Annotated in this window: 28 protein-coding genes; 16 read left to right on the top strand and 12 right to left on the bottom strand. The window is 70.7% G+C overall.

Annotation, left to right across the window (positions count from 1 at the left end; translation table 11 throughout):
• Positions 1-2 precede the first annotated feature (2 nt).
• Positions 3-1406 (bottom strand): receiver/sensor box histidine kinase, encoded by a 1404-nt coding sequence (locus ACMGFG_RS15325; RefSeq protein WP_436931196.1) that lies wholly within the window; start codon positions 1404-1406, stop codon positions 3-5.
• A 128-nt stretch (positions 1407-1534) separates the two neighbouring features.
• Here ACMGFG_RS15325 and ACMGFG_RS15320 point away from each other — a divergent pair, with 128 nt between their 5' ends.
• Positions 1535-1933: an OsmC family protein gene (locus ACMGFG_RS15320; protein WP_436931195.1), complete on the top strand. Its 399-nt coding sequence runs from the start codon at positions 1535-1537 to the stop codon at positions 1931-1933.
• 275 nt (positions 1934-2208) lie between these two features.
• On the opposite strand, the gene ACMGFG_RS15315 is transcribed toward ACMGFG_RS15320, so the two are convergent.
• The gene (locus ACMGFG_RS15315; RefSeq protein WP_436931194.1) at positions 2209-2508 is read right to left on the bottom strand and encodes a PRC-barrel domain-containing protein; all 300 of its coding nucleotides are present in this window, start codon (positions 2506-2508) and stop codon (positions 2209-2211) included.
• A gap of 144 nt (positions 2509-2652) precedes the next feature.
• On the opposite strand from ACMGFG_RS15315, the gene trxA reads away from it, so the two are divergent.
• Positions 2653-3123 (top strand): thioredoxin, encoded by a 471-nt coding sequence (trxA, locus tag ACMGFG_RS15310; RefSeq protein ID WP_436931193.1) that lies wholly within the window; start codon positions 2653-2655, stop codon positions 3121-3123.
• A gap of 88 nt (positions 3124-3211) precedes the next feature.
• Here trxA and ACMGFG_RS15305 read toward each other — a convergent pair whose 3' ends face one another.
• Positions 3212-4285, bottom strand: a complete 1074-nt coding sequence (locus tag ACMGFG_RS15305; protein ID WP_436931291.1) for a hemolysin family protein — start codon at positions 4283-4285, stop codon at positions 3212-3214.
• Positions 4286-4497: 212 nt separating this feature from the next.
• Between ACMGFG_RS15305 and ACMGFG_RS15300 the strand changes: the two genes are divergently transcribed.
• On the top strand, positions 4498-5169 hold the full coding sequence (locus ACMGFG_RS15300; protein WP_436931192.1) for a metal-dependent hydrolase: 672 nt from the start codon (positions 4498-4500) through the stop codon (positions 5167-5169).
• Between the two features lie 112 nt (positions 5170-5281).
• Here ACMGFG_RS15300 and ACMGFG_RS15295 read toward each other — a convergent pair whose 3' ends face one another.
• Positions 5282-6559 carry a threonine synthase gene (locus ACMGFG_RS15295; RefSeq protein WP_436931191.1) on the bottom strand — a complete coding sequence of 426 codons (1278 nt, stop codon included), beginning with the start codon at positions 6557-6559 and terminating at the stop codon, positions 5282-5284.
• A gap of 184 nt (positions 6560-6743) precedes the next feature.
• On the opposite strand from ACMGFG_RS15295, the gene ACMGFG_RS15290 reads away from it, so the two are divergent.
• The 8 genes from ACMGFG_RS15290 (at position 6744) to bioD (ending at position 13371) form a co-directional block, all read left to right on the top strand.
• Positions 6744-7448, top strand: a complete 705-nt coding sequence (locus ACMGFG_RS15290; protein WP_436931190.1) for a protein sorting system archaetidylserine synthase — start codon at positions 6744-6746, stop codon at positions 7446-7448.
• A gap of 124 nt (positions 7449-7572) precedes the next feature.
• A complete protein-coding gene (gene bioB, locus ACMGFG_RS15285; RefSeq protein WP_436931189.1) occupies positions 7573-8742 on the top strand; it encodes a biotin synthase BioB in 1170 nt (389 codons plus the stop codon).
• A 27-nt stretch (positions 8743-8769) separates the two neighbouring features.
• Complete coding sequence (bioU, locus tag ACMGFG_RS15280) at positions 8770-9882, top strand: (S)-8-amino-7-oxononanoate synthase BioU (RefSeq protein WP_436931188.1); 1113 nt, start codon at positions 8770-8772, stop codon at positions 9880-9882.
• Between the two features lie 201 nt (positions 9883-10083).
• Entirely contained in the window at positions 10084-10296 is a 213-nt protein-coding gene (locus ACMGFG_RS15275) for an antitoxin VapB family protein (protein ID WP_436931187.1), read from the top strand.
• Entirely contained in the window at positions 10293-10682 is a 390-nt protein-coding gene (locus ACMGFG_RS15270) for a PIN domain-containing protein (protein ID WP_436931186.1), read from the top strand. The genes ACMGFG_RS15275 and ACMGFG_RS15270 overlap by 4 nt, the downstream gene beginning before the upstream one ends.
• Before the next feature lie 87 nt (positions 10683-10769).
• Positions 10770-11369 (top strand): hypothetical protein, encoded by a 600-nt coding sequence (locus tag ACMGFG_RS15265; protein ID WP_436931185.1) that lies wholly within the window; start codon positions 10770-10772, stop codon positions 11367-11369.
• An 86-nt stretch (positions 11370-11455) separates the two neighbouring features.
• Positions 11456-12667: an aminotransferase class I/II-fold pyridoxal phosphate-dependent enzyme gene (locus tag ACMGFG_RS15260; protein WP_436931184.1), complete on the top strand. Its 1212-nt coding sequence runs from the start codon at positions 11456-11458 to the stop codon at positions 12665-12667.
• Positions 12664-13371 carry a dethiobiotin synthase gene (gene bioD, locus ACMGFG_RS15255; RefSeq protein ID WP_436931183.1) on the top strand — a complete coding sequence of 236 codons (708 nt, stop codon included), beginning with the start codon at positions 12664-12666 and terminating at the stop codon, positions 13369-13371. Before ACMGFG_RS15260 ends, bioD begins: the two co-directional genes overlap by 4 nt.
• 295 nt (positions 13372-13666) lie before the next feature.
• On the opposite strand, the gene ACMGFG_RS15250 is transcribed toward bioD, so the two are convergent.
• The 3 genes from ACMGFG_RS15250 to ACMGFG_RS15240 form a co-directional block, all read right to left on the bottom strand.
• Positions 13667-14803, bottom strand: a complete 1137-nt coding sequence (locus ACMGFG_RS15250) for a phosphotransacetylase family protein (protein WP_436931182.1) — start codon at positions 14801-14803, stop codon at positions 13667-13669.
• Positions 14800-16950 carry an acetate--CoA ligase family protein gene (locus tag ACMGFG_RS15245; protein ID WP_436931181.1) on the bottom strand — a complete coding sequence of 717 codons (2151 nt, stop codon included), beginning with the start codon at positions 16948-16950 and terminating at the stop codon, positions 14800-14802. Before ACMGFG_RS15245 ends, ACMGFG_RS15250 begins: the two co-directional genes overlap by 4 nt.
• 152 nt (positions 16951-17102) lie before the next feature.
• On the bottom strand, positions 17103-17576 hold the full coding sequence (locus tag ACMGFG_RS15240; protein WP_436931180.1) for a YbaK/EbsC family protein: 474 nt from the start codon (positions 17574-17576) through the stop codon (positions 17103-17105).
• Between the two features lie 54 nt (positions 17577-17630).
• On the opposite strand from ACMGFG_RS15240, the gene ACMGFG_RS15235 reads away from it, so the two are divergent.
• Together ACMGFG_RS15235 and dpsA are read left to right on the top strand one after the other, a co-directional pair.
• Positions 17631-18017 carry a DUF8048 family protein gene (locus tag ACMGFG_RS15235; protein ID WP_436931179.1) on the top strand — a complete coding sequence of 129 codons (387 nt, stop codon included), beginning with the start codon at positions 17631-17633 and terminating at the stop codon, positions 18015-18017.
• Positions 18018-18140: 123 nt separating this feature from the next.
• Positions 18141-18689 carry a DNA starvation/stationary phase protection protein DpsA gene (gene dpsA, locus ACMGFG_RS15230; RefSeq protein ID WP_436931178.1) on the top strand — a complete coding sequence of 183 codons (549 nt, stop codon included), beginning with the start codon at positions 18141-18143 and terminating at the stop codon, positions 18687-18689.
• A 3-nt stretch (positions 18690-18692) separates the two neighbouring features.
• Here dpsA and ACMGFG_RS15225 read toward each other — a convergent pair whose 3' ends face one another.
• A complete protein-coding gene (locus ACMGFG_RS15225; RefSeq protein ID WP_436931177.1) occupies positions 18693-18887 on the bottom strand; it encodes a hypothetical protein in 195 nt (64 codons plus the stop codon).
• A gap of 167 nt (positions 18888-19054) precedes the next feature.
• Between ACMGFG_RS15225 and ACMGFG_RS15220 the strand changes: the two genes are divergently transcribed.
• The 3 genes from ACMGFG_RS15220 (at position 19055) to ACMGFG_RS15210 (ending at position 21631) form a co-directional block, all read left to right on the top strand.
• On the top strand, positions 19055-20152 hold the full coding sequence (locus ACMGFG_RS15220) for a Gfo/Idh/MocA family protein (protein WP_436931176.1): 1098 nt from the start codon (positions 19055-19057) through the stop codon (positions 20150-20152).
• 77 nt (positions 20153-20229) lie between these two features.
• Positions 20230-20964, top strand: a complete 735-nt coding sequence (locus ACMGFG_RS15215) for a DUF7547 family protein (RefSeq protein WP_436931175.1) — start codon at positions 20230-20232, stop codon at positions 20962-20964.
• Between the two features lie 178 nt (positions 20965-21142).
• Entirely contained in the window at positions 21143-21631 is a 489-nt protein-coding gene (locus ACMGFG_RS15210) for an HTH domain-containing protein (RefSeq protein ID WP_436931174.1), read from the top strand.
• Positions 21632-21745: 114 nt separating this feature from the next.
• On the opposite strand, the gene ACMGFG_RS15205 is transcribed toward ACMGFG_RS15210, so the two are convergent.
• The 4 genes from ACMGFG_RS15205 to ACMGFG_RS15190 form a co-directional block, all read right to left on the bottom strand.
• Positions 21746-22123, bottom strand: a complete 378-nt coding sequence (locus tag ACMGFG_RS15205) for a Zn-ribbon domain-containing OB-fold protein (RefSeq protein WP_436931173.1) — start codon at positions 22121-22123, stop codon at positions 21746-21748.
• Positions 22123-23271, bottom strand: a complete 1149-nt coding sequence (locus tag ACMGFG_RS15200) for a thiolase family protein (RefSeq protein WP_436931172.1) — start codon at positions 23269-23271, stop codon at positions 22123-22125. Before ACMGFG_RS15200 ends, ACMGFG_RS15205 begins: the two co-directional genes overlap by 1 nt.
• Before the next feature lie 203 nt (positions 23272-23474).
• Positions 23475-23831, bottom strand: coding sequence for a DUF8022 family protein (locus ACMGFG_RS15195; protein ID WP_436931171.1), 357 nt, complete (start codon positions 23829-23831; stop codon positions 23475-23477).
• Positions 23831-25486 (bottom strand): acyl-CoA carboxylase subunit beta, encoded by a 1656-nt coding sequence (locus ACMGFG_RS15190; protein ID WP_436931170.1) that lies wholly within the window; start codon positions 25484-25486, stop codon positions 23831-23833. Before ACMGFG_RS15190 ends, ACMGFG_RS15195 begins: the two co-directional genes overlap by 1 nt.

The raw sequence follows: 25486 nt of genomic DNA, 5'->3' as shown, positions 1-25486 counted from the left end.
GCTCAGTCCGAGCCGGGCATGTCGACGCCCTCCACGGTGAACCGCGCGCCGCCCGCCGGTCCGTTTTCGGCACCGAGCCGCCAGCCGTGGTCGGCGGCGATCCGCTGGGCGACGTAGAGCCCGAACCCGTCGCCGTCGTCGGCGGCGAACCCCGCGTCGAACACGCGGTCGGTCGGCTCGGCCTCGATCCCCGGGCCGTCGTCGGCGACCGCGAAGCCGTCGCCGGTCCAGCGGAGCGTGACCGTCACGTCGCGGCCGCCGTGTTCGAGGGCGTTCGACAGCAGGATCTCGAAGAGGATCCGCAGCGACTCCGGGTCGGCCCGGACGCGCGCGTCCTCGGCGACCACCAGTTCCGCTCCGGGCGTCTCGTGGGACGCCCACACCTCGCGGGCGACCGTCGAGAGCCACACCGTCCGTTCCTCGCCGCCGACCCGCTCGCGGGCGGCCAGCCGGACGATGTCGTCGACCGTCGAGGCGAGCCGCGCGTGCGACGCCGCGACCGCGTCGACGTGGGGCGTGCCCTCCGGGACCGCTTCGAGCCGGCCGCTCGCGACCTGGAGCTCGTTGCGCAGCTCGTGGGCGGCGACCAGCGCGACCTTCGCGAGGCGCTCGTTCTGGCGGCGCAGCTCCTGCTGGCGGCGCTTGCGCTCGGAGATGTCGCGCGTGATGCCCACCAGCCCGACCACGTCCCCGTCGGAGCCGTACCACGGCACCTTCGTCGTCAGGGCGTACTCGTCGTCCTCCCCGGCGGTGTACTCCTCGGCTTCGATGAGCGGGGACTCCTCCTCGATCACCCGCCTGTCGTCCGCGTACGAGCGACGGGCCCGGTCGGGCGGTCCGTCGGTCAGCACCTCGTCGGTCCGCCCGATCACGTCGGCCAGGTCCACCGTCGCGCCCGTCGCGAGCGCGTGTCGCGCCGCCTCGTCCTTGGCGTAGAGGTGCATCGGGAAGCCGTCGACCATCGACATCAGCAGCGTCTCCAGCCGCGAAGGCGGTCGGGCGGCCGCGGACTGGGTGTCGCCATCCAGCGCCGCGGCGACCGCGGCCACCGCCTCGGCGTCGGTCAGCGACCCCGCATCGACACGGGTCGTCCGGGGTTCACCGCCGGATCCGTCCGCACGGTCGGGACTGGACCCGTCCGCCCAGTCCTCCCCGGCACCGACCAGCACGACCGGGAGACCGGGATAGAGCGTCCGGACGCCGCGTTCGAGGTGCGAGGGCGCGACCGGGTTGCCCTCGTCCGGGACGACCAGGCAGTCGACCGTGTCGTAACAGAGTGCGTCGAACAGGTCGGGGAGCGACCCGGCCGAGTCGACCGAGGCCGCGACTCCGGCGTGGTCGAGCGCCTCCGCAAGCGCCGACGCGTCGGCCGGGTCGGTCGCGGCGACGAGGACGGTGTCGGCCATCGGGATCCGTAGTTGCCAATTGTGATCGCCGTAATTGAGTGTTTCCCCGGTCCGCCGTCCCGGCCGTCTCCGGCGCGCTCGTCTCGCTTGGGCACCTTTTAGAAGGGGGCGGTCGAACGTCTTCGCGTATGTCCGACATCGAAGTCACCAGCGTCTGCGAGGAAGGGTTCACGACCGAAAGCGAGATCGACGGCGAGTGGCAACTGGTCGTCGACGCCCTGGAGGAGGACGGCCCCTCGCCGAACCAGGTGCTGGCGGCCGACTACGCCTCCTGTTACATCCCGGCACTGCGCGTCGCCGCCGACCGGACCGGCTACGACGACATCGGCCACGTCGAGGTTGAGGTCGAGGCCGACCTCGACGAGGACGACGACCTCGAATCGATCGCCTTCACCGTCAAGACCGAGGCCGCCCTCGGCGAAGACGCCCAGGAGATCGTCGAACTCGGCGAGGAGATCTGTCACGTCCACTCGGCGCTGACGGAGTCGCTCCACGCCGACATCTCGATCGAAGACGACGCGTTCTGAGGGCCGTTCGCGCCCCGTTTCCGACTCGCGCCGTTTCTCGACCCGCCCGGGACAGGACACGTGCCGGAGACCGCCGAGTAGCCGCTGCGGTGCGACTGACCGGGGGACCCGTGGCGCTCGTCGTCGAGACGGACGACGGGTTCGCGGTCGTCTACACGGCTGGGACCAGACGGTCGGTCGTCGAGCGGCCGGCAGTCGAGCGGGCGATAGAAGGGGTCTCTGTGGTGTTGGGGGTCGCGATACTCCGTCGGCGGTGGCGCGAGACGACCCGAGGGTCAGGCCGCGACCTCTTCTTCGGCCTCGTCGTCGCCGTGGACGCGCTCGACCACGTCGTTGACGATGACGATGTCGCCGACCGCCTGGACCCAGCGGTAGGGCACGATGACGCCCCGGGACTGGGTGGCCTCGGTGCCGAACAGCTCCGTATTGATCTGGTGGAGCGCGAGGCCGGTCACCTGCTCGACGTCCAGATCGAGCCGCAGGTCCTCGACCTCGCCGACGAACACGCCGTTCTTGGTGTAGACTTCCCGCCCCACGAGCGTCGTGATCTCCTGTGGCGCCGTCTCGGGATTCATATGCCGTAACTCGGCTGGCGGGGTCTTAAATTCTTGTTCTGTGTCTGACGCCGTCCCCGAAATTCCGTCCGTCGGCCGTCGTCCGTACGTCCGACGGACACGACGCCGTGGCGGTTAAACGGGCGCGTCCCCTACGTCGCGGCGATGAGCGAAGCCAGCGACGACGGGAGCGACGACCCGACCGACGAGGAGCTCGAACGGATCCGCGAGCGCAAGCGGGAACGCCTCAGGTCCGGCGAGGGATCGACGCTCTCGGACGACGGGGACGACTCGCCGTCCGGTGCCGGCGGGACGACCGGTCCCGACGAGCCGGTTCACGTCGAGAGCGAGGCCGACTTCGAGGAGACCGTCGCCGGGGGCGTCGTACTGGTCGACTTCCACGCCGACTGGTGTGGCCCGTGTCAGATGCTCGAACCGGTCGTCGCGGACATCGCCGAGACGACGGCGGCGACCGTCGCGAAGGTCGACGTGGACGCCCACCAGGGGCTCGCCCGGGAGCACGGCGTCCAGGGCGTCCCCACCCTGTTGCTGTTCGTCGACGGCGAGCTGACCGAACGGCGCGTCGGCGTCCAGGACGAGAGCGCGCTCCGGGACCTCGTCGCACAGCACGCCTGAAACAGGACTCACGAGGAGTCAGATCGGTACCGCGAACCGAACCGAGTCGGAGGGAACCGCGAGATGCGGGGGAGTGCGTCCGGCGCGGTCAGCTACCGGTCGCGTCGCCCACGTCGATCGGGTCCTCGATGTCGCCGGTGACCGACTCGAGCAGGTCGGTGACGGTAACCATCCCGATCACGTCGCCGTTCTCGATGACGAGGGCGAGTTCCTGGTTCTCGGCCTGGAACTGGTCGATAGCGTCGCTGACGTCCACGTCCGGCGAGAGGGTCATCGGCGGCGCAGCCAGGTCCTCGAAGTCGATCGCATCGTCGTTCGCGAGGTCCTCGCGGTGGCCGGCGAGCACGGGGAGATAGAGGATCCCGCGGAAGTCGGTCAGGTCCTCGCCGACCAGCGGGTAGCGGGTGTGGGGGTTCTCCTCCATCCGGCGGAAGTTCTCCTCGGCGTCGACCTCGGTCGACAGCGCGACGACGTCGTCGGCGTCGAGCATGACCTCGCGGACCGGCCGCTCGCCGATGGTGAGCGCGTTCATGACCTCCTCGCGGCGGTCCTCGGGCAGTTCGCCCTCCTCGAGGACCGACCCGAGCTTGTTGCGCAGGTCCGCCCGCGACTCGATGACGTCCTCCTCGGTCTCCAGCCACGCGCCGGTCATCTCGATACCGAACAGCCGCAGCGTCCACTTGGCGATCCCGTCGCCCAGCGTGATCAGCGGCGAGATGAGCCAGTTGAACCAGTACAGCGGCGCCGCGCCGTACTTGCAGACCATCCGCGAGCGCTCGACGCCCAGGTACGTCGGCGTCTGCTCGCCGTGGGTCAGGTGGACGAGGTTGATGATCAGGAAGGCGATGACGGCGCCGGCGCCGACAGTCGCCAGCCGCGTCCCCTCGAACAGCGGGTGGAACAGCGCCGCCAGCGCCGGCTCGGCGACGATACCGACCGCGATGCTGGAGGCGGTGATCCCAACCTGGCAGGTCGTGAGGTAGATCTCCAGGTTGTTGGTCATCTCCCAGGCGCGTTCGAGCGCGGCGCTGCCGTCCACGAACTCCTCCTCGGTGAACTGCCGCGCCCGCGTCAGCGCGAACTCGATCGCGACGAAGAAGCCGTTCGCGAGGATCAACCCGACGCCCGCGATCAGCCGGGCCCAGACCTCCAGCGCGTTCATCGAGCCGTGCGCCTGTGCCAACCCCACGCCGACGATCGACCGGATCCAGAACTCCAGGGCGTACATCGCCGCCGGCTTCTCCTTCGAAGGTTATAGTAGCAGCGGAACGTCCAATTCCGGCGACAATCGTGGCTGCAGTTCCGCTGTGTCCGATTTCAGGTCCGGTCGAGCGGTCCTGAAAGGTTATGGCACTGCATCCCACAGGGGCGGGTATGCCCTCGACGCTGGTGCATCTCGCCTTCGGCGGGATGATCGCCGCCGCCCTGCTGGGGTCGGTCTTCGACCGCCGGTCGCTGCTGGTCGTCCTCGCCGTCGTCGCCGCGCCGGACCTGGACTCCTTTATCGCGCTCTTCTTCGTCGCCGGCCACCGCACCGTCCTGCACACCTACGTCATCCCGATCGCCGCGAGCGCGCTGCTGTACGCCGACCTGCGCCTCCGTACCCACTCGCTGGTCCGCGACCGCTGGGGCCCGGAGGGGGTCCGCCTGGCGTGGGTCAGCGTCGTCGCGCTGGCGTTTGCGGGGATCGGACTGGACTTCGTCGACCACGGCGTCAACCCGCTGTGGCCGCTCCACGACCAGTTCTACGTCCTCGACGGCCGCTTCGAGATCTCCGACCAGCGCGGGATCGTCCAGAGCTACGTCGACCTGAGCCCCGCGACAGAGCAGACGGGACCGCGCAGCCGCGGCTCCTCCCAGGAGGTCAACATCTCGACGGGCGTCGACCCCAACCCCGGCGGAACCGGCGGCGGTCCCGACCCGGACACGGTCGAGGACCCCGAGCGGATGTTCCCCGTCGTCCGCCACGGCTGGCAACTGGCCATCCTCGTCACCGGTACCGTCGTGACCGCCGCGCGGCTGTGGACCGACGACATCGAGAACTGATACGGATTACTGCAAGTCATTCCGGGATCGACCGCACGCAGTCGTGCGGTCGCCGGGTAAACGCTTGCAATAATCCGTATGAAGCGGGCGGCCACGGGACCGAGCGACCCGCTCAGAGCTCCTCGGGCAGGCCCTGCCCGGCGGCGTCGACCGAAATCACGTCGTCGACGGCCTCGCGGGCGCTCGCGGAGTCCTTGAGCCCGGTCCCAGTGGCGACGACGACGACGCGTTCGCCCGATTCGATGGTCCCCCGGTCGACCGCCGCGCGGACGCCCGCGACTGCGGCGGCACTCGCGGGTTCGGCGAAGACGCCCTCGCACTCGCCGAGCAGACGCTGGGCGTCGCGGATCGCCTCGTCGGAGACGACGACCGCGTCGCCGCCGCTCTCCGCGAGCGCGCGGCAGGCCTTGCCCGCGTTGTGCGGGACGCCCACGTCGATGCTGTCGGCCGTCGTGTCGCCGACGCCTTCGGACCGGCCGTCGCCCGAACCCCGTTCGGCGGCAGTGGCCGCTGTCGAGTCGGCGCCGCCGTCCGCGGCTACCCCGTCACGCTCGGCGACGAACCGGTCGTGGATGGCCGTCGCGCCCTCGGCCTGGACGCCCAGCATCCGGGGCGCGTCGTCGACGACGCCGAGCCGTTCGAACTCGCGGAGGCCCTTCCAGGCGCCGGCCAGCGAGCAGCCGTTGCCCATCGGCATCGCGACCCAGTCGGCGTCGGGCGCCCCCTCGGCGAGTTCGAACCCCAGCGTGCGCTTGCCCTCGACCGCGTAGGGGTTCATCGCGGCGTTGCGGTTGTACCAGCCGCGCTCGGCCGAGACTTCGCGGCAGAGCTCGTAGGCGTCGGCGTACGTGCCGTCGACGCCCAGCACCGTCGCGCCGTAGAGGCGCGGCTGGACGGCCTTGGCCTCCGGGAGGTCGGCGGGGACGAAGATGCGACAGTCGAGGCCCGCGCGGGCGGCGTACCCCGCGAGCGACGCCGCGGCGTTGCCCGTCGAGGCGCAGGCGACCGTGTCGTGGCCCGCCTGGCGCGCCCGGGAGACGACGACGGCGCTGCCCCGGTCCTTGTTCGAGCCCGTGGGGTTGGTCGTCTCGTTCTTGACGAGGGCGTCGACGCCCAGCGCGTCGCCGAGCGCGGGCGCATCGAGCAGGTCGGTGCCGCCGGCGCCCAGCCTGACGGGGTCGCCGTCGACCGGCAACAGCGGTTCGTAGGCCCACAGGTCTCCGGTAGGGCGGTCGAGGACACCGTCGAGTTCGTCGGCGAGGGCGTCGTAGTCGTAGCGTACGTCGAGGACGCCCGTCACGCCGTCGTGCTCGGGGCAGGTGTACTCGACGGCGTCGGGCGCGTAGCGGCGCCCGCACCGCTCGCAGACCAGGGCCTCGACGGGTGTCATTGGGTTGCCTTGGCTACCTGTCGGCCCGACCGTCACAAATGCCTTCTGGCTTTTCGGCGCCGCGGGTCCCGACTGGCCGGCCCCGCGGGGGCCAGCGAGGGCCCGGTGACGCCCCGCCGGTGGCCGCCCGCGGCTCGACCGCGCTTCCCCGTGATTGATGTACCCGCTCACCGACCACGGTGGTATGAACGAGGGGTTGCGCGTGCGCGAGCGGCTCGGCGTCGCCGACGTGATCACGCTGGCCAACGCCGTCGTCGGGTTCGCCGCCGGCGTCGTCGCGCTCTCGGACCCCTTCCTCGCCGCCCGCCTCGTCCTGGTGGCCGCCATCGCCGACGCGCTCGACGGGATCGCGGCCCGCACCTTCGGCGGCACCGAGGTCGGCCCCCTGCTGGACTCGGTGACCGATGTGGTGTCGTTCGGCGCGACCCCCGCCCTGCTGGTCGTCGGAATCACCGGCGCCGAGTGGGGCTGGCTGGGCGACGGGCTCACGGCCGCCCCGCCCGCGCAGGCCGCCGCGGCCGTCGGCGTCGGGGCTGTCTTCGTCGTCTTCTCCGTCCTACGGACCGCGCTGTACAGCGAGTTCGTCGGCGACGGCGAGAACCGACCGGGCATCCAGAACACGCTCGGTGCGACCATCCTCGCGGCCGCCTACCTCGCCGGCCTGACGTGGGTGCCTGGCCTGCTCGCCGCCGCCGCCGTCCTCTCGGTGGCGATGGTCGCGCCGGTCCCCTACCCGAAACTTCTGGCCCGCGACGCCGGGGTCCTCGGCGTCGTCCAGGCCGCCGCCGTCCTCGCGCCGCTCGCCTTCGGCCGCGTCCTCCCGCGGTTCCTGCTCGTCGCGGCCCTGGGGTACATGTTCCTCGCGCCGCGGTTCTACTGGGGGGAGTGAAGCCGGTCGCCGGTACTGACCACCGATACCGACTGCCGCTACCCACTGCCGTTACCGACTACCGCAACCGAGTCCCGCCGGGGCCGGGAGAAGTTTTTTGCACCCGTCAACCGACACGGCAATCGTGGTTTACGAGACCGGCAACCGGACGATAGACGACGCCGTCGAGCGCGTGCTGGCGGGCGAGCGGCTGACGCGGCGCGACGGGCTGGCGCTGGTCGCGCAGCCGGTCGAGCAGCTGGCCGCAGCGGCCGACGCGGTCCGCGCCGAGTTCGGCGACGGCACCGTCGACGCCTGCTCGATCGTCAACGCGAAGGCCGGCGACTGCGCCGAGGACTGCGGCTTCTGCGCCCAGTCGGTCCACTTCGACACCGGCATCGACACCTACGGCTTCCTCGACCCCGAGAAGATTCTGGAGGCGGCGAAACGCGCCGAACGCGACGGCGCCCAGCGATTCGGGATCGTCGTCGCCGAGAAGGGGGTCTCGAAGGACCACAGGCCCGAGGAGTGGGCCGAGGTGCTCCGCGCGATCCGGCTCGTGCGCGACGAGACCGACGTGGAGGTCGACGCCTCGCTGGGCATCCTCACCGAGGAGGAGGCGACGGTTCTGGCCGAGGAGGGGATCAACCACTACAACCACAACATCGAGACCTCGCCGAACTTCTTCCCGGAGATCGTCGACAGCCACTCCTTCGAGGACCGGGTACAGACCCTTGAGGTCGCGAAGGAGGCCGGCATGGACCTGTGTGCCGGCGTCATCCTCGGGATGGGCGAGAGCCCGACCGACCGCGTGGACGCGGCCGTCGCGCTGCAGGATATCGGCGTCTCCTCGCTCCCGGTGAACATCCTGAATCCCGTGGCCGGGACGCCGCTGGGCGAGCGGTTCGACGACGGCGCCGACATCACGACCGAGGAGATCGTCTCGACCATCGCAGTGTATCGGCTGCTCCACCCCGAGGCGCGAGTGCGGCTGACCGGCGGACGGGAGGTCAATCTCGACGCGGACGAACAGCACCTCCCCTTCGAGGCGGGCGCCGACGGGATGCTCACCGGCGACTACCTCACGACGGAGGGCCAGTCCCCCGCGGACGACATCGAGGTCGTCGAGCGCGCCGGACTGGAGCTGAACACGGACGCCAACGACTTCGACCCGGCGGCGGTGAAGGCCCGCCACGCCGACGCCGGAACCGACGAGTCGGCGGCGGCCGGCGGCGACGCGGACGCGCCCGACGTGGAGACCACCGGCGACGCGGAGACCGCTGCGGGCAGCGCGACCAGCAACGTCTCCGACTGACGACCGCAGACAGTTTCAGAGCCACACATGGACGACGTGACATTCGCGGTACTCGGCACCGGCGGCATCGGCAGACGAACGCTCGACGTGGCGCGGCACAGGGACGGCCTGACGCCGGTCGCCGCCTGCGACCGCAACGGCGTCGCGGTCGACCACAGCGGCCTGGACGTGGCCGAACTGCTCGACGCGACCGAGGGCAACATCGCCTCCGGACCGGAGGCGGACGGCGACACGCCCGCGACGCCGGAGAGCGACTACGCATCCGACGGGGGTGCGACCGCCGTCGAGGGCGGAGACGCGGCCGCCGACGGCGTGAAACAGGCCGGCGAGGGCGCCGGTGTCGTCGCCAGCGCCCAGGGCGAACCGACGGAGACGCCCATCGACGACGTGATCGCCGAGAGCGACGCCGTCGACGCGGTCCTGCTCGCGCTCCCGAACCTCGAACACGACTTCATCCCCAGGGTGGCCGAGCGGTTCGCCGACGCGGGCTACGAGGGCGTGCTCGTCGACGTGCTCAAGCGCTCGCGGGTCATCGGGATGCTCGACGACCGGGCCGAGGCCCTCGAATCGAGCGGCATCACCTTCGTCTGCGGCGCGGGCGCGACGCCGGGCTTCCTGACCGGCGCCGCGGTGCTGGCCGCCCAGTCGTTCGTCGAGGTCGAGAGCGTCGAGATCTGGTGGGGCGTCGGCCTGAAGTCCGGCTACGAGGACAACCGCGGCACCGTCCGCGAGGACATCGCCCACCTCGACGGCTACGACATCGAGCGGGCCCGCGAGATGAGCGAGGACGAGATCGAGGAACTGGTCGCCGAGCACGGCGGCCAGCTGGAGTTCCACGACATGGAGCACGCCGACGACGTGCTGCTGGAGCGGGCCGGCGTCTGCGACGCCGAGGACGTGTCCGTCGGCGGGGTCCTCGACGTGCGCTCCGACGAGAAGCCGACGACGACCACCGTACGCGTCACCGGGACGACCTTCGACGGCGAGCGCGCCACGAACACCTTCGAACTGGACGACGCGACGAGCATGGCGGCCAACGTCAACGGCCCGGCGCTGGGCTACCTGAAGGCCGCCGTCCTCCGAAATCGCGCCGGCGATTACGGCGTCTACGGCCCCGCGGAGATCATGCCGAGTTTCTGAACGGGCTCGATAGCCTTCGTCGAATCCGGGCTCGTGGTCCAGATCGGTCCGACCGCGATCGAACCCGTGGTCGGGAACCCATTTGTTCTTCGTCGCCGTCTACGACCCGCTGTATCGGCCGAGCGTAGTCCGACACACGTCGATCCGTTCCGGTGAGCGCCGTAACACCGAAGTCGCTCGGCCGTATACATCCGTGTGTACATGGCGGACAAGACAATCCGCGTGTCCGAAGAGACCTGGCGGAAGCTCCGGGCACGGAAGCGGGGAGAGGAGAGCTTCGACGCGGTCATCGAGCGGGAACTGGAGGACGAGGACCCGCTCGCGGGGTTCGGTGCGTGGAGCGATACGACCATCGACGAGTCGGTGCAGGAAGTCAAGCGGGAGATGGACGGGGATTTCGAATCCGGACCATGAAGGTCCTCGACAGTAGTTTCTGCGCCGACTTCCTTCGCGGCCGCGAGCCGGCGAAGGCGTACCGACTCGACAACCGGACGGAGACTCTCGTGCTCACGTCCGTCGGGTACTACGAGTTGTACCACGGGGCTATCGAGGAGGGTCGCGATCCAGTCCTCGTCGACGACGACCTGCCGTGGGTCGAACGGCTGGAGTACACCCGGTCGCACGCCCTCGAAGGTGCGCGTATCCGGCAGGAGCTGGAAGCGAAGGGGAAGCGGATTCAGCACCCGGACATGATGATCGCGGGCGCCGCACGGTCGCTGGACGCTCCAGTCGTCACCGCCGACGGCGGATTCGACCGGATCGAGGGACTCTCTGTCGAGAACCACCGCGAGATGTACTGACCGCTCCTCGTGGAGGACTCGCCGTCGCTGTGGTCTGCGTTCCCACGCTTCGATCAGCGTTTAGTCCCCCGCCCGCGCAGGTCTCCCATGGTCGAGATGGGGCCGTTCCGCGAGTACTGCGAGTTCGGCGGCGACCGGGTGTACCTCCTCCTGGCGATCGCGCGGAGCAAAGAGAACGAGGAGGTGGCGGGCGACGCGGCACCGACACTCCGGCGGGTCGTCGAGGAAGCGGCCGACCTCGGCCCGGAAGCCGCCGCGCTGGAACACGCCGCGGGACGGTTCGACGAGCGGTACAGGCTCTACCTCACCGCGAACGCCCGCGACGCGCTGAAGGCCACGTTCGAGCTCCGGCGGTCGATGGACGACTGGCTGGAGGGACGGATCCACGGCGACGAGGGCGTCCGCGGGAAGTTCCGGCGGGTCGACGAGGAGTTCCTGTCGACGCTGCAGTCCGACACCTGCCGCGACGAGACCAACTTCGTCTTCGACCTGGACGACGCGACGGTCGCGGACCGCGACACGCTCGCCGACGACCTCCGCGGTCACACCGAGGTCGCGCTCACGCGGGAGACGCCGAACGGGTACCACGTCGTCACCGACCCGTTCGACTACAGCGAGCTGTCGACGGCGGTCGACTACGAGCTGAAGACCGACGGGCTGCTCTTCGTCTCGTATCTCGACGGGTAGGCGGCGAGCGCCCGGTCACGGTGTGGGGTCGGGCGGCGCTCGCGGGGGACCGAAAGGGCAAGGGGCCGTCCGCCCGGGGCACCGATATGACCGAGCGCGGTTTCGACCTCGACGCGCGGCTGCGGGAGCGGGAACGGGCGGGTCTGCGGCGCCACCTCGACCCGGCCGAGTCCGTCGGCGCGCGGACCCGGTTCAGCGACGACCCGCGCGGCGGCGCGCCGGACTACGGGGACGAGCGGCTCGTGTTCGCATCGAACAACTACCTCGGACTGGCGAGCGACCGCCGCGTCCTGCAGGCCGCCGAGAACGCCGCCCGGGCGGTCGGGACCGGGGCCGGGGCCTCCCGCCTGGTCACCGGCGACACCGGCCTCCACCGGGCGCTCGAACGCGACCTGGCCGACTGCAAGGGGGCCGAACGGGCGCTCGCTTTCTCGTCGGGCTACGCCGCCAACGTCGGGACCATCGACGCACTCGGGCCCGACGTGGTGTTCTCCGACGAGCTCAACCACGCCAGCATCGTCGACGGCTGCCGGGTGGGCGCCGACGAGACCGTCGTCTACGACCACGCCGATCCCGACGACCTCCGGGCGAAGATGGCCCAGCGAGCGGCGGAGTCGCTCGACAGCGCCGCCGACGAGGCCTGGCTCGTGGTCACCGACACCGTCTTCTCGATGGACGGCGACGTGGCGCCGCTCGACGCGATCTGCGACGCGGCCGGGGAGTTCGGCGCGTGGGTGATGGTCGACGAGGCCCACGCGACGGGACTGTTCGGCGACGGCGGCGGTGTCGTCCGGCGCGAGGGGCTGGCCGACCGCGTCGACGTGCAGCTCGGCACGCTCTCGAAGGCGCTGGCGAGCCAGGGTGGGTACGTCGCCGGCGACGAGGCGCTCGTGGAGTACCTGCTCAACGCCGCGCGGTCGTTCGTCTTCTCGACGGGGCTGGCGCCGCCGGCCGTCGGCGCCGCCCGCGAGTCGCTGCGGATCGCCCGCGAGACCGACCGGGCCGAGCGGCTGTGGGAGACCGTCGAGACGCTCCGCGACGACCTTTCGTCGATGGGATACGAGGTGCTCGGCGAGACGCAGATCCTCCCGGTGCTCGTGGGCGACCGCGACGACGCGCTGGCGCTGGGCGACCGGCTCGCCGACCGCGGAGTCGTGGCGCCGGCGATCCGCCCACCGACGGTCCCCCAAGGGACCGCCCGCATCAGGGTCGCGCCGATGGCGACCCACACCGACGACGAGGTGGCGCGTTGCCTCGACGCCTTCGAGGCCGCCGGCGAGGAGGTGGGACTGCTGTGAGCGACGGGGACGCGGCGAGGGTCCCACCAGCCGACGACCTGGCCGACTTCGCCGTCGTCGGCACCGACACGGGCGTCGGGAAGACGGTCGTCACGGCGGGACTGGTCGGGTGGCTCCGAGAGTCGGGTATCGATGCCGGGGCCGTCAAACCCGCGCAGACGGGGCACCCGCCGGACGACGACGCCGGGTTCGTCGCCGACGCCTGCGGGACGGACGCGGCCGCCACCTGTCTCGAACGGCTCGAACCGCCGCTCGCGCCGGCCGTCGCCGCAGACCGCGAGGGCGTCGACCTCTCCTACGGCGCGATCCGGGCGGGCTGCGAACGGGAACTCGCCGACGCAGCGGTCGGCGTCGTCGAGGGGATCGGCGGCCTGCGCGTCCCGCTGGCCGACGGCCAGGAGGTCGTCGACCTCGTGGCCGACCTGGGTGTGCCCGCGGTCGTCGTCGCACGCTCGGGACTCGGGACGCTGAATCACACCGCCCTGACCGTCGAGGCGCTCGACCGCCGCGGCTGTGGGGTCGCCGGCGTCGTGCTCAACGAGTACGAGGGCGCCTCCGTCGCCGAGCGGACCAACCCCGAGGCCCTCGCCGGGATGACCGACTGTCCGGTGGGGACGCTGCCGCCGCTGGCGATGGCCGACCCTGCCGACGCCGTCGCGGGCGTCCGGGAACACCTCCCGGCCGACGTGTTCCCGACCGAGTGATGCAGCACGGTCGAGTGAGCGGTTCCGGCCGCACGGGGCCGTCGCTGTCGGGCGACGATACGGGGGCAAAGGGGAACGGTGGGGCGGGGTGCCCCAGCGTGTGACACTACGGAGCCAACTGGCTCCATCGGAAACGAAGGTTCCCGAACGTAAAAGTATACACGATCGTTGTCGGCGGAGTACGTCCCCGCTGTCGTGGTAGGACCGCGTTACCGACGACCGGTGACGGAGGTCGGGGACCGAGAGGGGCTCGACGACGACCGTTTCGGGTCCGCCACACCGGGCGGAGCAGCCGTCACTCCCCGTCCGGTTCGGTGTCGTCGCCGGCGTCCGCCTCCGGGTCGCCAGCGCCGCTCGTGCCGGCGGCCGCGTCGTATTCGGCCAGCAGCCCCTCCAGGTCGGCGTGGTCCGAGAGGAGATCGACCATCCGCTCGACGGTCTCCGGGTCGCGGGTCCGGCCGGTAGAGATCACCTCCTCGACGCGGTCGACGGTCACCCGGGTGTCCGACTGGACGAGCAGGACCGGCACGTCCGCCTCGGCGGCCTTGCCGAGGATGGCGCCCGAGGGCCTGAGCCCGCCGGTGAGGACGATGCACTCGATGCCGGGGGCCTGGAGCGCGGCGGCCTGGATCTCCGAGCGGTCGCCGCCGGTGACCATCGCGGCGTTGCGCATCCGCCGGAAGTGCCGCAGGGCCGCGTCGCTACCCATCGCGCCGACGGCGAACCGCTCGACGAACCCGTCGGTCGAGGCCTCGGGGTTCAGCAGTTCGGCGCCGAGCGCGTCGGCCAGGTCCGCGACGGTGACTCCGGCGAGTTCCTGTACCCGCGGAACGATGCCGAGGACGGGGATGTCACGGGTCTCCAGGAAGGGGACCACGTCCGTGTTCAGCGAGTCGAAGTTGGCGTCGGCGACGGCGTTGAACAGCACGCCCGCGAGGTGGCCCTCGAACTGCCGGGCGGCGGCGAGCACGCCGTCCACGTCGGCCGGGTTGGCGTAGCCGCCGACGACGACTGTCCGCGCGTCGAGCAGTTCGGCCACGTCGGGGTCGGTCAGCCCGACGATGCCGCCGGTCTCCAGGCGACCGCCGCCCTCGACGACGACCAGGTCGTACTCGTCGGCGAGCGCGTCGAAGTGCTCGCGCACCCGCTCGCGCACCTCGCCGTCGCGGTTGCCGCGGATGGCCTCCTCGATGAACGCCGGGGAGTAGACCACGGGCTCGAGATCCGCCAGGTCGGCGTCGATACCGAGCATCTCCTTCGCGAGCAGCGGGTCCTCGTCGCGGGTCTTCCCGACGGGGCTCTTGAGCCGGGTCCCCTTCGGCTTGAAGTAGGCCACGTCGAGGCCGCGGTCCTGGGCGAGCTTCGCGACGGCGACCGCGATGGCTGTCTTGCCGGTGCCTTCTCCGGTCGAGGTGACGAAAATGGGTTTCATAGTTCCTCCTGGTCGATGGTGAGTCGCACGTCGACGGCCTGGGCGCCGTCCGGCGTGGCGACGAGCGGGTTGATGTCCAGTTCCACGATGGCCGGGAAGTCGGTGACCAGCTGGGAGAGCCGCTGGATCGTCTCGACGACGCTGGCCTCGTCGACGGGGTCGCGGCCTCGGGCGCCGCGCAGCAACGGCGCGGCGTCGATCTCGTCGATCATCTCGCGGGCCGACGCCGCGCTGACGGGCGCGAGCCGGAGGGTCGTGTCCTCGAGCACCTCGACGAAGATGCCGCCGAGGCCGAACAGGACCAGCGGGCCGAACTGCGGGTCGCGGTTCATCCCGGCGATGGTCTCGACGCCGCTGTCGAGATCCAGCATCTCCTGGACCTGGACGCCGAGGATCGTCGCGTCCGGCTGGTAGCTGCGGGCGCGGGTCACCAGGTCCTCGTAGGTGTCGCCGACCTCCTCGGGCGGGACGCCGACGGCGACGCCGCCGATGTCCGACTTATGGAGGATGTCCGGGCTGACGATCTTCATGACGACCTCGCCGTCTCCGCCCTCTCCGTCTCCGCCCTCCCCGTCTCCGTCCTCGCTACCGGCGCCGACGATCCGCTCGGCGGCCTCGACGGCGTCGGCGCGGGCGTCGACGATCTCGCCGTCGGGCGTCGGGATACCGTAGGCGTCGAGCAGCCCCATCGCCTCGACGCCCAGCCGGTTGGTGTCCCGGCGGGCGGCCGATTCGAGGATCTCCCTGGCCGCATCGCGGTCCACGTCGAACGTCTCCGGTTCGGTGTACTCCCGCCGGCTGATCTCGCGGTACTCACGGAGCGCGTCGAGGCTGCGGACCGCGCGGGCGGGGTCGAAGTACGTCGGGATGCCGGCCCGCGAGAGCCGCTCGTTGGCGTCCCGGGCCGACGACCCGCCCATCAGCGTCGCGGCGACGGGCGTCTCGTACTCGGCCTGCAGGTCGACGACCGCGTCGGCGAGGGCCTCGTAGGAGAGGGTGGCGGTCGGGCAGGCGAGCACGACCGCGGCACCGACGTTCGGGTCCGCGAGCGCGATGTCCAGCGCCTCCTCGAAGCGCTCGACCGGCGCGTCGCCGATGATGTCGACCGGGTTGTAGACGTTGGCCTCGTCGGGCAGCGCCGCCTGGAACCGCTCGACCGTCTCGTCGGAAAAGGAGGCCAGCGAGAGGTCGGAGTCGCCGACGGCGTCGGTCGTCATCACGCCCGGGCCGCCGGCGTTGGTGACGATGGCGACGCCGTCCCGTTCCGGCAGGGGCTGGCCCGCGAGGATGCTCCCGAAGTCGAAGAGATCCTGGACGGTCTCGACGCGGAGCACGCCCGCCTGGTCCAGCGCGGCCTCGTAGGCCTCCTCCGAGCCCGCGATGGCGCCGGTGTGTGAGGCGGCCGCTGAGGCGCCGGCCTCCGTCCGCCCGGACTTGACGACGACGATGGGTGTGTCCGTCGAGACCTCGCGGGCCGACTCGACGAACGAGCGGCCGTCGACCACGTCCTCGAGGTAGCCGAGGATCACGTCGGTGTCGGGGTCCTCGCCCCACTCGCGGACGAAGTCCGACTCGTCGAGGACGGCCTTGTTGCCCAGCGAGACGACGTTGCGGAACCCGAGGTTGCGGTCGTTGGCCCAGTCGACGACGGCGGTGACGAACGCCCCCGACTGGCTCATAAAGGAGATCGAGCCTTCCTGGGCGTTCTCCGGACCGAACGTGGCGTTCAGCCCGAGCCCGGTGTTCATGATGCCCAGGCTGTTGGGGCCGACGACGTTGAGGTCGTACTCCGCGGCGAGTTCCCGGAGCTCGCGCTCGCGGCGGGCGCCCTCGCTGCCGGACTCGCCGAACCCGGCGGTGATGACGACCACGTCGCGGATCCCCGCCTCCGCGGCCTCGCGGATGGCGTCGAGAACGATAGGCGGCGGGACGACGATGACGGCCACGTCCACGTCGGGGACCGCACCGACGCTGTCGTGGCTCTCCAGCCCCAGCACCTCGTCTTTCGTGGGATTGACGGCGACCACGTCCCCCTCGAAGTCGGCGAGGAGGTTCGCCGTGATCGCCCGCCCGACCGACCCCTCCCGGTCGGTCGCACCTACGACGGCGACTCGCCGCGGTCCGAAGAGTGTGGCTAGTTCGCCCATCTACTCCGAGGTTCGCCCCGACCGGATTTATAGGCTGGCCCGGCTTCTCACAGTGCAGGAAGACGGGCCGATCCGTCGTCGCGAGCCGATCGTCCGGGAGGCACATCGGTCGTCGCGAACCGATCGGTCACGAAGCCACACCCCGCCGTCGGTCACTCGACGGCCACGTCCGCCGGCTCGGCGTCGGCCAGTTCCTCGATGCGTTCGGGAGCCACGGGGAAGACGGCCTCGGGCGTCCCCGCGGCCGCCCACACCGTCTCGAAGGCCCGAAGCGTCTCGTCCAGGTAGACGGGGACGGACCGCTCGTGACAGAACGGCGGCACGCCGCCGATGGCCCAGCCCAGCGTCTCCTTCACCTCGCCGGCGTCGGCCGTCCGCACGTCGTCGGCGTCGACGCCGCGGAGGGCGGCGAGTTTCGCCTCGCTCACCCGGTTGGCGCCGCTGGTGACGACGACGACCGGTTCGTCGGCAACCATCGCGATCGAACTCGCGATCTGGCCCACCTCGCAGCCGATAGCCTCGGCGGCGTCCGCCGCGGTCTTCGTCCCCTCGGGAAACTCGTGGACCTCGACTTCGAAGCCTCGTTCGGCGGCCCGCTCCGTGAACTCGCTCGCGCGCGGGTGCATGTCTCCCCGGACGGAGCGCAACCGTAAATGCGCTCGCCCCCGCAACTCCCGGGGATGACCACCGACGAACTCGCGGCCTTCGACGAGGCGGTCGTCGAGTCGGTCGCGGCCGACCGCGAGGTGTCCGCCGAGCGACTGACCGACGTCGTCCGTACCCACCAGGCGAACGTGCGCGAGTTACCGGGCGTCGAGGACATCGTCTACGAGTGGCGCAACTACTTCCACCAGGACCCGCTGGTCGGCCGGACCGCGGGCGCGTACTACCTGGCGCTGCCGGCCCACGTGTGGGAGGAGTTCACCGACGACCTCGCGCTCGACGACACCGAAGCGGCGGCCCTGCTCGCGGTCCACGACGCGCAGGCGCGGGCCGCCCCCGACGAGGCGGGCGTCGACGAGGCGCGGCTGGACGGCGACGCCGCACTCGTGCTGACGCGTCCGTGACCTGTCACGATCTGCCGGGTCTGCGATATGAGGTTCCGAAGCGAAAATCTGATTTTTGCTATCCGAAAAAATTATTCTCGGATAGCAATCTTTATGTGCCGAGCGGCCGATCTATCGAACGCAATGAGCACCCAGAAGCGCGTCCTGCAGGAGGCCGGCACGGTCGAAGAGAACGAGCTGCGACTCGAACAGGGGAAGGCCGAGCAGATCGTCGAGGCGCTGAACGCGGACCTGGCCTCGACGTACATGCTCTACCACCAGCTGAAGAAACACCACTGGAACGTCGAGGGCGCGGAGTTCCGCGACCTGCACCTCTTCCTCGGCGAGGCGGCCGACCACGCCGAGGAGGCGGCCGACGAGATCGCCGAGCGGCTCCAGGCGCTCGGCGGCACGCCCGTCGCCAGCCCGACGAACATCGCCGAGACGGCGCCCGTCGCGTTCGAGGGCGACGACGTCTACGACATCCGCACGTCGCTGGAGAACGACCTGGCCATGTACGGCGACAACATCGAGAGCCTCCGCGAGCACGTCGAACTCGCGACGGACCTGGGCGACCACGCCACCGCCGAGATCCTCCGCGAGATCCTCGTCCAGACCGAGGAGGACGCCCACCACGTCGAGCACTACCTCGAGGACGACACGCTGGTCACCCCCGGGGCAGTCGAGAAGTAACGCCTACTCGCGGATCTCGACCGTGAGGTCGGTTGCGATCCAGCCGTCGCCGTTGCCGTCCTCGGTGAACACCGTCCGCGTCTCCGTCGCCGCGTGCGCGGCGATCCCGGGACAGTCCTCGAACTCCGGCTCCCCGGCTTCCTCGCTCGATCCGACGCGGGAACGACCCCCTTCGGCCGACTCGTCCGTTGCTTCCATATCTCGGTTTAGGCCAACCTAAAGCAATAAGGGTTGCGGTCGTTCCCGGTATTTGCCGCGCCGCCCTCCCGGGTTCGTCGGCCGGCGACCCGGTCCGGTACGAGCGGCGAAGTACGCACCGCGTGCGAGTCCGGGGGATTCATTAGGCGAGTCACGTACGCGAGCACATGGAGCCTCTCTCGGTCGGGATCGTCGGCTGTGGCAACATCAGTTCGCGGTACCTCGACGCCGACGCCACGTTCGACGCCTTCGACATCGTCGCCTGTGCGGACCTGGACACCGAGCTGGCCCGCGAGACGGCCGCCGAACACGGGATCGAGGCGATGGCGGTCGACGAACTGCTCGCCGACGACGCCGTCGAGGCCGTCGTCAACCTGACGCCGCCGAGCGCCCACGCGGGGGTCATCACGGACGCGCTGGACGCCGGGAACCACGTCTACACGGAGAAGCCGTTCGCCGCGACGGCCGAGGAGGCCGGGCGGATCCGCGAGCGGGCCGCCGAGGCGGACCTGCTCGTCGGCTCGGCGCCGGACACGTTCCTCGGCGCGGGTCTCCAGACGGCCCGGGCGGTACTGGACGAGGGCCGGATCGGCGAGCCCGTGGGTGCGACCGCCCACTGGACCTCGCCCGGGCACGAACTGTGGCATCCGAACCCCGACCTGTACTACCAGGAGGGCGGCGGGCCGCTGTTCGACATGGGCCCGTACTACGTGACCGCGCTGGTCTTCCTGCTGGGCAGCGCCGAGCGCGTCGCGGGGTCGGTCAGCCGCCCCCACGCGACCCGGACCATCGGGAGCGACGCGCGGAAGGGCGAGGAGATCGACGTGGAGGTGCCGACCCACGAGGCTGGCATCGTCGACTTCGCCGGCGGCGCGACGGCGAACCTGCTGATGAGCTTCGACGTGGAGGCGTCGACGCTCCCGTTCCCCGCCTTCGAGATCTACGGCACCGAGGGGACGCTGGCGCTGCCCGACCCGAACCACTTCGAGGGGCCCGTCCGCGTCCGGGACCACGAGGACGACGACTGGGAGCGGGTCCCGCTGACCCACGAGTACACCGCGGGCCGCGGGGCCGGCCTCGCGGACCTGGCCTTCGCCGTCCGCGGCGACTGGGAACACCGCACCAGCGGCGCCCTCGCCGGGCACGTCCTCGACGTGATGTCGGCGGTCCGCACCTCCTCCGAGGAGAGCGCGTTCGCGACTATCGACTCCGATCCGGGCCGCCCCGCGCCGCTCCCGTCCGACTTCCCGGACGTGGAGCTTTAGGGTCCGCCCGTTCAGTCTCTCGGGATCCCGTCGCGCGAGTGGTGACATTTTTTCCGTCGGCCCGCGAAGGACGGGACATGACCGACGACTCCTCCGACGAGGACCTGGCGCGGCTGGTCGGCGACCTCGTCAGGACCCTGCGGGAACTCGAGGACGAACTGGAGCCGCCGCGGCCCGAGGACGGCCCCCGGCTCCCGACGCCGCGGGACCTGCGGCGGTTCACCAGCGAGGTGGCCATCCCCGGGTTCATCCTGCTCCTGGAGACGAACATCCGCGCGCTCCGGCTCCTCCAGCGCGCGCTCCGACTCGCGGACGGCGCCGACGAGGCCCGCCGGGAGACCGAACAGCTCCGCGAGCGCGCCAAATCCGCCAGCGAGTCGACGCTCTCGCGGCTCGACGACGCGCTCGTCGACCTCCAGGACGCCGTCGAGGGGCGACCGAACGACGACGAGGCCGCCCAGTTGCTCGACGACGCCCGGGAACTCCGCGCGGAGATCCAGCAGCGCATCCGCGAGAGCACCCGCCCGGAGGACGGTGCGGACGGTCGCTCGAACGAGGGTGGATCCGGCGCCCGGTCCGGTTCCGACGGGAGCGAGGGCGACGGTACCGGCGGCACCGACGACGCCGTCTCGGTCGACGTCGACGCCGAACTGGAGTCGATCAAGCGGGACCTCGACGAACTCCCGGACGCCGACGACGCCCCGACCGACGGCGAGGGCGACGACGCCGGAAGTATCGACGACGCAGACGGTGGCGACAGTGACAGCCCCGGGAGTGGCGACGGCGACGACGGCAACGGCGACGCCTCCTAGGGTCGTCGCCCGACGGCGGCGGGTCCGGCGGCGCGAACTGCGAGTGACCCGCCCGGTCCTCGAACCGCTTTCTTCGCGGCCCGAACCGTCGAACCCGAACGCCGAACGCCCGTTCGAGCTTACGTAACACAGAAAACATAATGATTTATTATCCACCACGTGTAACCGTCAGGTACCCATGACGCCAACCGAGCGGACGGGGGACCGCCGCGTCGCGCTGTGTCTCAGGGAGACGCTCCCGGAGCCGGCGGCGCGCCAGCGCGACCGGCTCACAGACAGACTGCGCGAACTCGAGGCCGCCGGGCGGGTCGACTCGTTCGACGTGACGACCTGTCCGAAGCGCATCCGCCGCGAGGACCCCGAGGCGGTAGCGGCCCGCGACCGCTACCTGGCGTTCTCGCGGTGGGCGCGCGACCGCGGCGTGCGCTTGCGGCCGTTTTTCGCGACGCGCGAGTGTTACGCCGCGGACACCGGCGAGCTCTGCGACTGGCTGGTCTTCCCCGCGATCACCCTCGCAGTCTACGACGAGGGCGACCTCGCCGCCGTCTACCCGCACGCCGACGGCGACGACTACCGCTCGGTAGCGGATGGGTTGTCTGCCCTCGCCGGGGACGCTCCCGATTCGGTCGAGGACCGCGACCGCTCGCTGGTCGCGCCCGCCGACTGAACCCCTGCTGTCAGCCACCCGCAACCCCCCACCCCTGCCACCCCGGCGAGGGGGACCGGCCCCCTGCCGGTCCGGATTCTCCGCGACGACTCCGCCGCAGAAACCGCCGAGTCGCTACACCGGTTCGAACCGATAGCCGTCCCACTCCTGACTCTCGGGCACCTTGATGCCCGCCTCGGGGTCGCGTAGCTCCTCGGCGTAGACCGGCTCGACGGCGTCGCCGGTCTCGACCTCCTCCGTCGTGACCTGCCCGACCGCGCGGACGTAGTCGTCGGTCAGGTCCGCCCCGGAGAGGTCGAACTGGACGATCGCGATGGTGTTGGGCGCCCGGACGCCGGGTGGGGTCGCCGTCGACTTCGTCCAGGTGACGACCTCGCCGGTCCGCCCGGAGAGATCGAGCGTCTCCGTCTGTTTCGCCCCGCACTCGGGACAGAGCGTGTGGCCGGGGTACGTGACGTGTCCGTTCTCGCAGACGTGGGCGTCGAACGACATTATCGTGCCTCCATGATGGTGGTGATGACGCAGTTCCCGAACCCGCCGACGTTGCAGGCGAGGCCCGTGTCGGCCTCGACCTGGCGCGGCCCCGCCTCGCCGACGAGCTGTTTGTATATCTCGTAGCCCTGTGCGACCCCGCTGGCGCCCAGCGGGTGCCCCTTCGATTTCAGGCCGCCCGACGTGTTGATCGGCAGTTCGCCGTCCTTCTCGGTCCGGCCCGCCTCGACCTGCTTCCAGGCCTCGCCGTGCTCGGCGAAGCCACAGCCCTCCATCTGGAGGAACTCCAGGATGGTGAACATGTCGTGGAGTTCCGCCACGTCGATGTCGTCGGGGCCGATCCCGGCCATCTCGTAGGCCATGTCCGACGAATCGACGACGCCGCCCATCACGGTGGGGTCGTCGCGCTCGTGGACGACGTGGGTATCCGTCGCGCCCGCGATGCCCGATATCACGGCGTAGTCGTCGGTGATCTCCTTCGCTTTCTCCTCGGTGGTGAACACGAGCCCCGAACTGCCGTCCGTGATCGGGCAGAAGTCGTACAGCCGGAGCGGGTCGGCGACGATGGGACTCTCCAGTGCGGTCTCCTCGTCGATCTCCTTCCGGAACTGGGCGTGGGGATTGTCGACGCCGTTCCTGTGGTTCTTGACGGCGACCTTCGCCAGCGAGTCCCGGGGCGCGTCGAACCGTTCGAGGTAGTGCCGCGCGGTCATGCCCGCGAACGAGGGCAGGGTGAGGCCGTGCTTGTACTCGGCGGGGTGGGTGATCGAGGCGATGATGTCCGTCGACTCGGCCGTCGAGCGGTGGGTCATCTTCTCGCCGCCGACGAGGAGCGTCATGTCGCTCGCCCCGGAGGCGATCGACTGCCAGGCCTCGTAGATGCCCGCGCCGCCCGAGGAGGATGTCTGGTCGACCCGCTCGCTGTAGGCCGGCATCAGCCCCAGGTCGTGGGCGAGGGCGTTCATGATCCCGCCCTGGCCCTCGAACTCGCCGCTGGCCATGTTCGAGACGTAGAGGTGCTCCACGTCCGCCGGCTCGATGCCGGCGTCGTCGAGCGCGGCCTCGCCCGCCTGGGCGATCAGCTCGCGTATCCAGGCGTCGCGCTCGCCGAACTTCGTCATCGACGCGCCGATCACTGCGACTGTCATGTGTGCCACCTCGGAGGGCTGTAATGTGGGTGTTACGGTGGCGACAGTCCGCACCACAGTCAGCCGGTCGCTCCGGCGTCACGGAACGGCGGTCCCGCGTCGACGGGCCGCGCCGCCGGCTCATACGGATTATTGCAAGTCATTCCGGGATCGACCGCACGCAGTCGTGCGGTCGACCCGGGAAACGCTTGCAATAATCCGTATCAGTAGAACGAGCGGGCGCTTGCCTTCCACTCCTCGCCCTTCCGCACGTCCTTCGGCCAGCGGCTCCGCCCCATGGACTTCATGCGAGCCGCGAGCTTCCAGGCGTCGGCCTGCTCCTCCTCGTCGCTCTCGGCCGCCGCGGCGGCCGCGGCGACCTGGCGGTCGTGGAGGTGCGCACCGACCGCCGACGCGATGGCCGCGGCCTCGGCCGCGTCGGCGTCGGCAGGGACCGACAGCGACACCTCGTCGCCGTCGACGGTGAGCGCCACCGCCCCGCCGCTCGATCCGGCGCCGGACCCGTCGGCGGTCGCGTCGGCGTCCGATGCCTCGCCGTCGGAGAGTGCTGTGTCGGCCATTACAGTGGGATGTTGCCGTGGTCTTTCGGCGGGCTGTCCTCGCGCTTGCGCTCCAGCATCTCCAGGTCGGAGATCAGGCGCTTGCGCGTGTCCTTCGGTTCGATCACGTCGTCGAGATAGCCCCGCTTGGCGGGCCCGTAGGGGTGGGCGAACTCCTCGCGGAACTCGTCCATCAGCTCCTGGCGCTTCGCGTCCGTGTCGTCGGCCGCCTGCAGTTCGTCGCGGTAGAGGATGTTGACCGCCCCGCGGGGACCGAGCACCGCCATCTCCGAGCCCGGCCAGGCGTAGTTCACGTCCGAGCCGAGGAACTTCGAGGACATGACGATGTAGGCGCCGCCGTAGGCCTTCCGGACGACCACCGACAGCAGCGGCACGGTCGCCTCGGCGTAGGCGTAGATGAGCTTCGCGCCCCGGCGGATGATCCCGTTGTGCTCCTGGTCGGTGCCGGGCATGAACCCCGGAACGTCGACCAGCGAGACGATGGGGACGTTAAACGAGTCGCAGGTGCGGATGAACCGCGCGGCCTTCTCCGAGGCGTCGATGTCCAGCGTGCCCGCGCTGACCCGCGGCTGGTTGGCGACGATACCGACCACGCGGCCGTCCATGCGGGCGTAGCCGACGACGACGTTGCGCGCCCAGTTCTCGTGGACCTCGAAGAACGAATCCTCGTCGACGACGCGCTCGATGACCCGCGTCATGTCGTAGGGCTTGCGCGGCGCCTCCGGCACGATGTCCGTGATGCCGTCGAGTTCCCGGTCGGGGTCGTCCCACGAGGCGACCCGTGGCGGGTCCTCCATGTTGTTCTGGGGGAGGTACGAGAGCAGGCGGCGGATGTCGTCAAGCGCCGCCTCCTCGTCCTCGCAGGCGAAGTGGGCGACGCCCGACTTCGTGGAGTGGCTGCCGGCGCCGCCGAGTTCCTCCTTCGAGACCTGTTCGCCGGTGACCGTCTCGATCACGTCCGGGCCGGTGATGAACATGTGGGAGGTGTCCTGCACCATGAACGTGAAGTCGGTCAGCGCCGGCGAGTATGTCGCGCCGCCCGCGCAGGGCCCCATGATCGCCGAGATCTGGGGGATCATCCCCGAGGCCTTCGTGTTGCGCTGGAAGATCTTGGCGAAGCCGACCAGCGAGTCGACGCCCTCCTGGATGCGCGCGCCGCCGGAGTCGTTGAGGCCGACCACGGGGACGCCGGCGTCGACCGCCCGGTCCATCACCTTGCAGATCTTGTCCGCGACGACCTCGCCCACGGAGCCGCCCAGCACCGTGAAGTCGTGGGCGAAGACGAACACCTTCCGGCCGTTCACGTCGCCGTAGCCCGTCACCACGGCGTCGCCGGGGAACTCCTTCTCGTCCATCCCGAACGACGTGGCGCGGTGCTCGACGAACGGGTCGATCTCGGTGAACGTCCCGTCGTCGAGCAGGTACTCGACGCGCTCGTGGGCGGTCATCTTGCCCCGGGAGTGCTGGCGCTCGATGCGGTCCTCGCCGCCGCCGATCCGCGACTCCTCGCGGCGCCGGCGGAGTTCCTCCAGTGCGCTCTCTTCGGCGCCGCCCGCCCCCTCGTCGGTGCCGTCGGCTCCCTGGCCGCCGGCTCCCTCGGCCGTCCCGTCCGATACGTCCGAACCTGTCGCGTCCTCGCTCGCTTCTTCGCTCAT

Source organism: Halosimplex halobium (assembly GCF_051414055.1).
Classification (GTDB): Archaea; Halobacteriota; Halobacteria; order Halobacteriales; family Haloarculaceae; genus Halosimplex; species Halosimplex halobium.
Note: the sequence above shows the minus strand (reverse complement) of the source record. Positions and strands in the feature narration are given on the sequence as shown.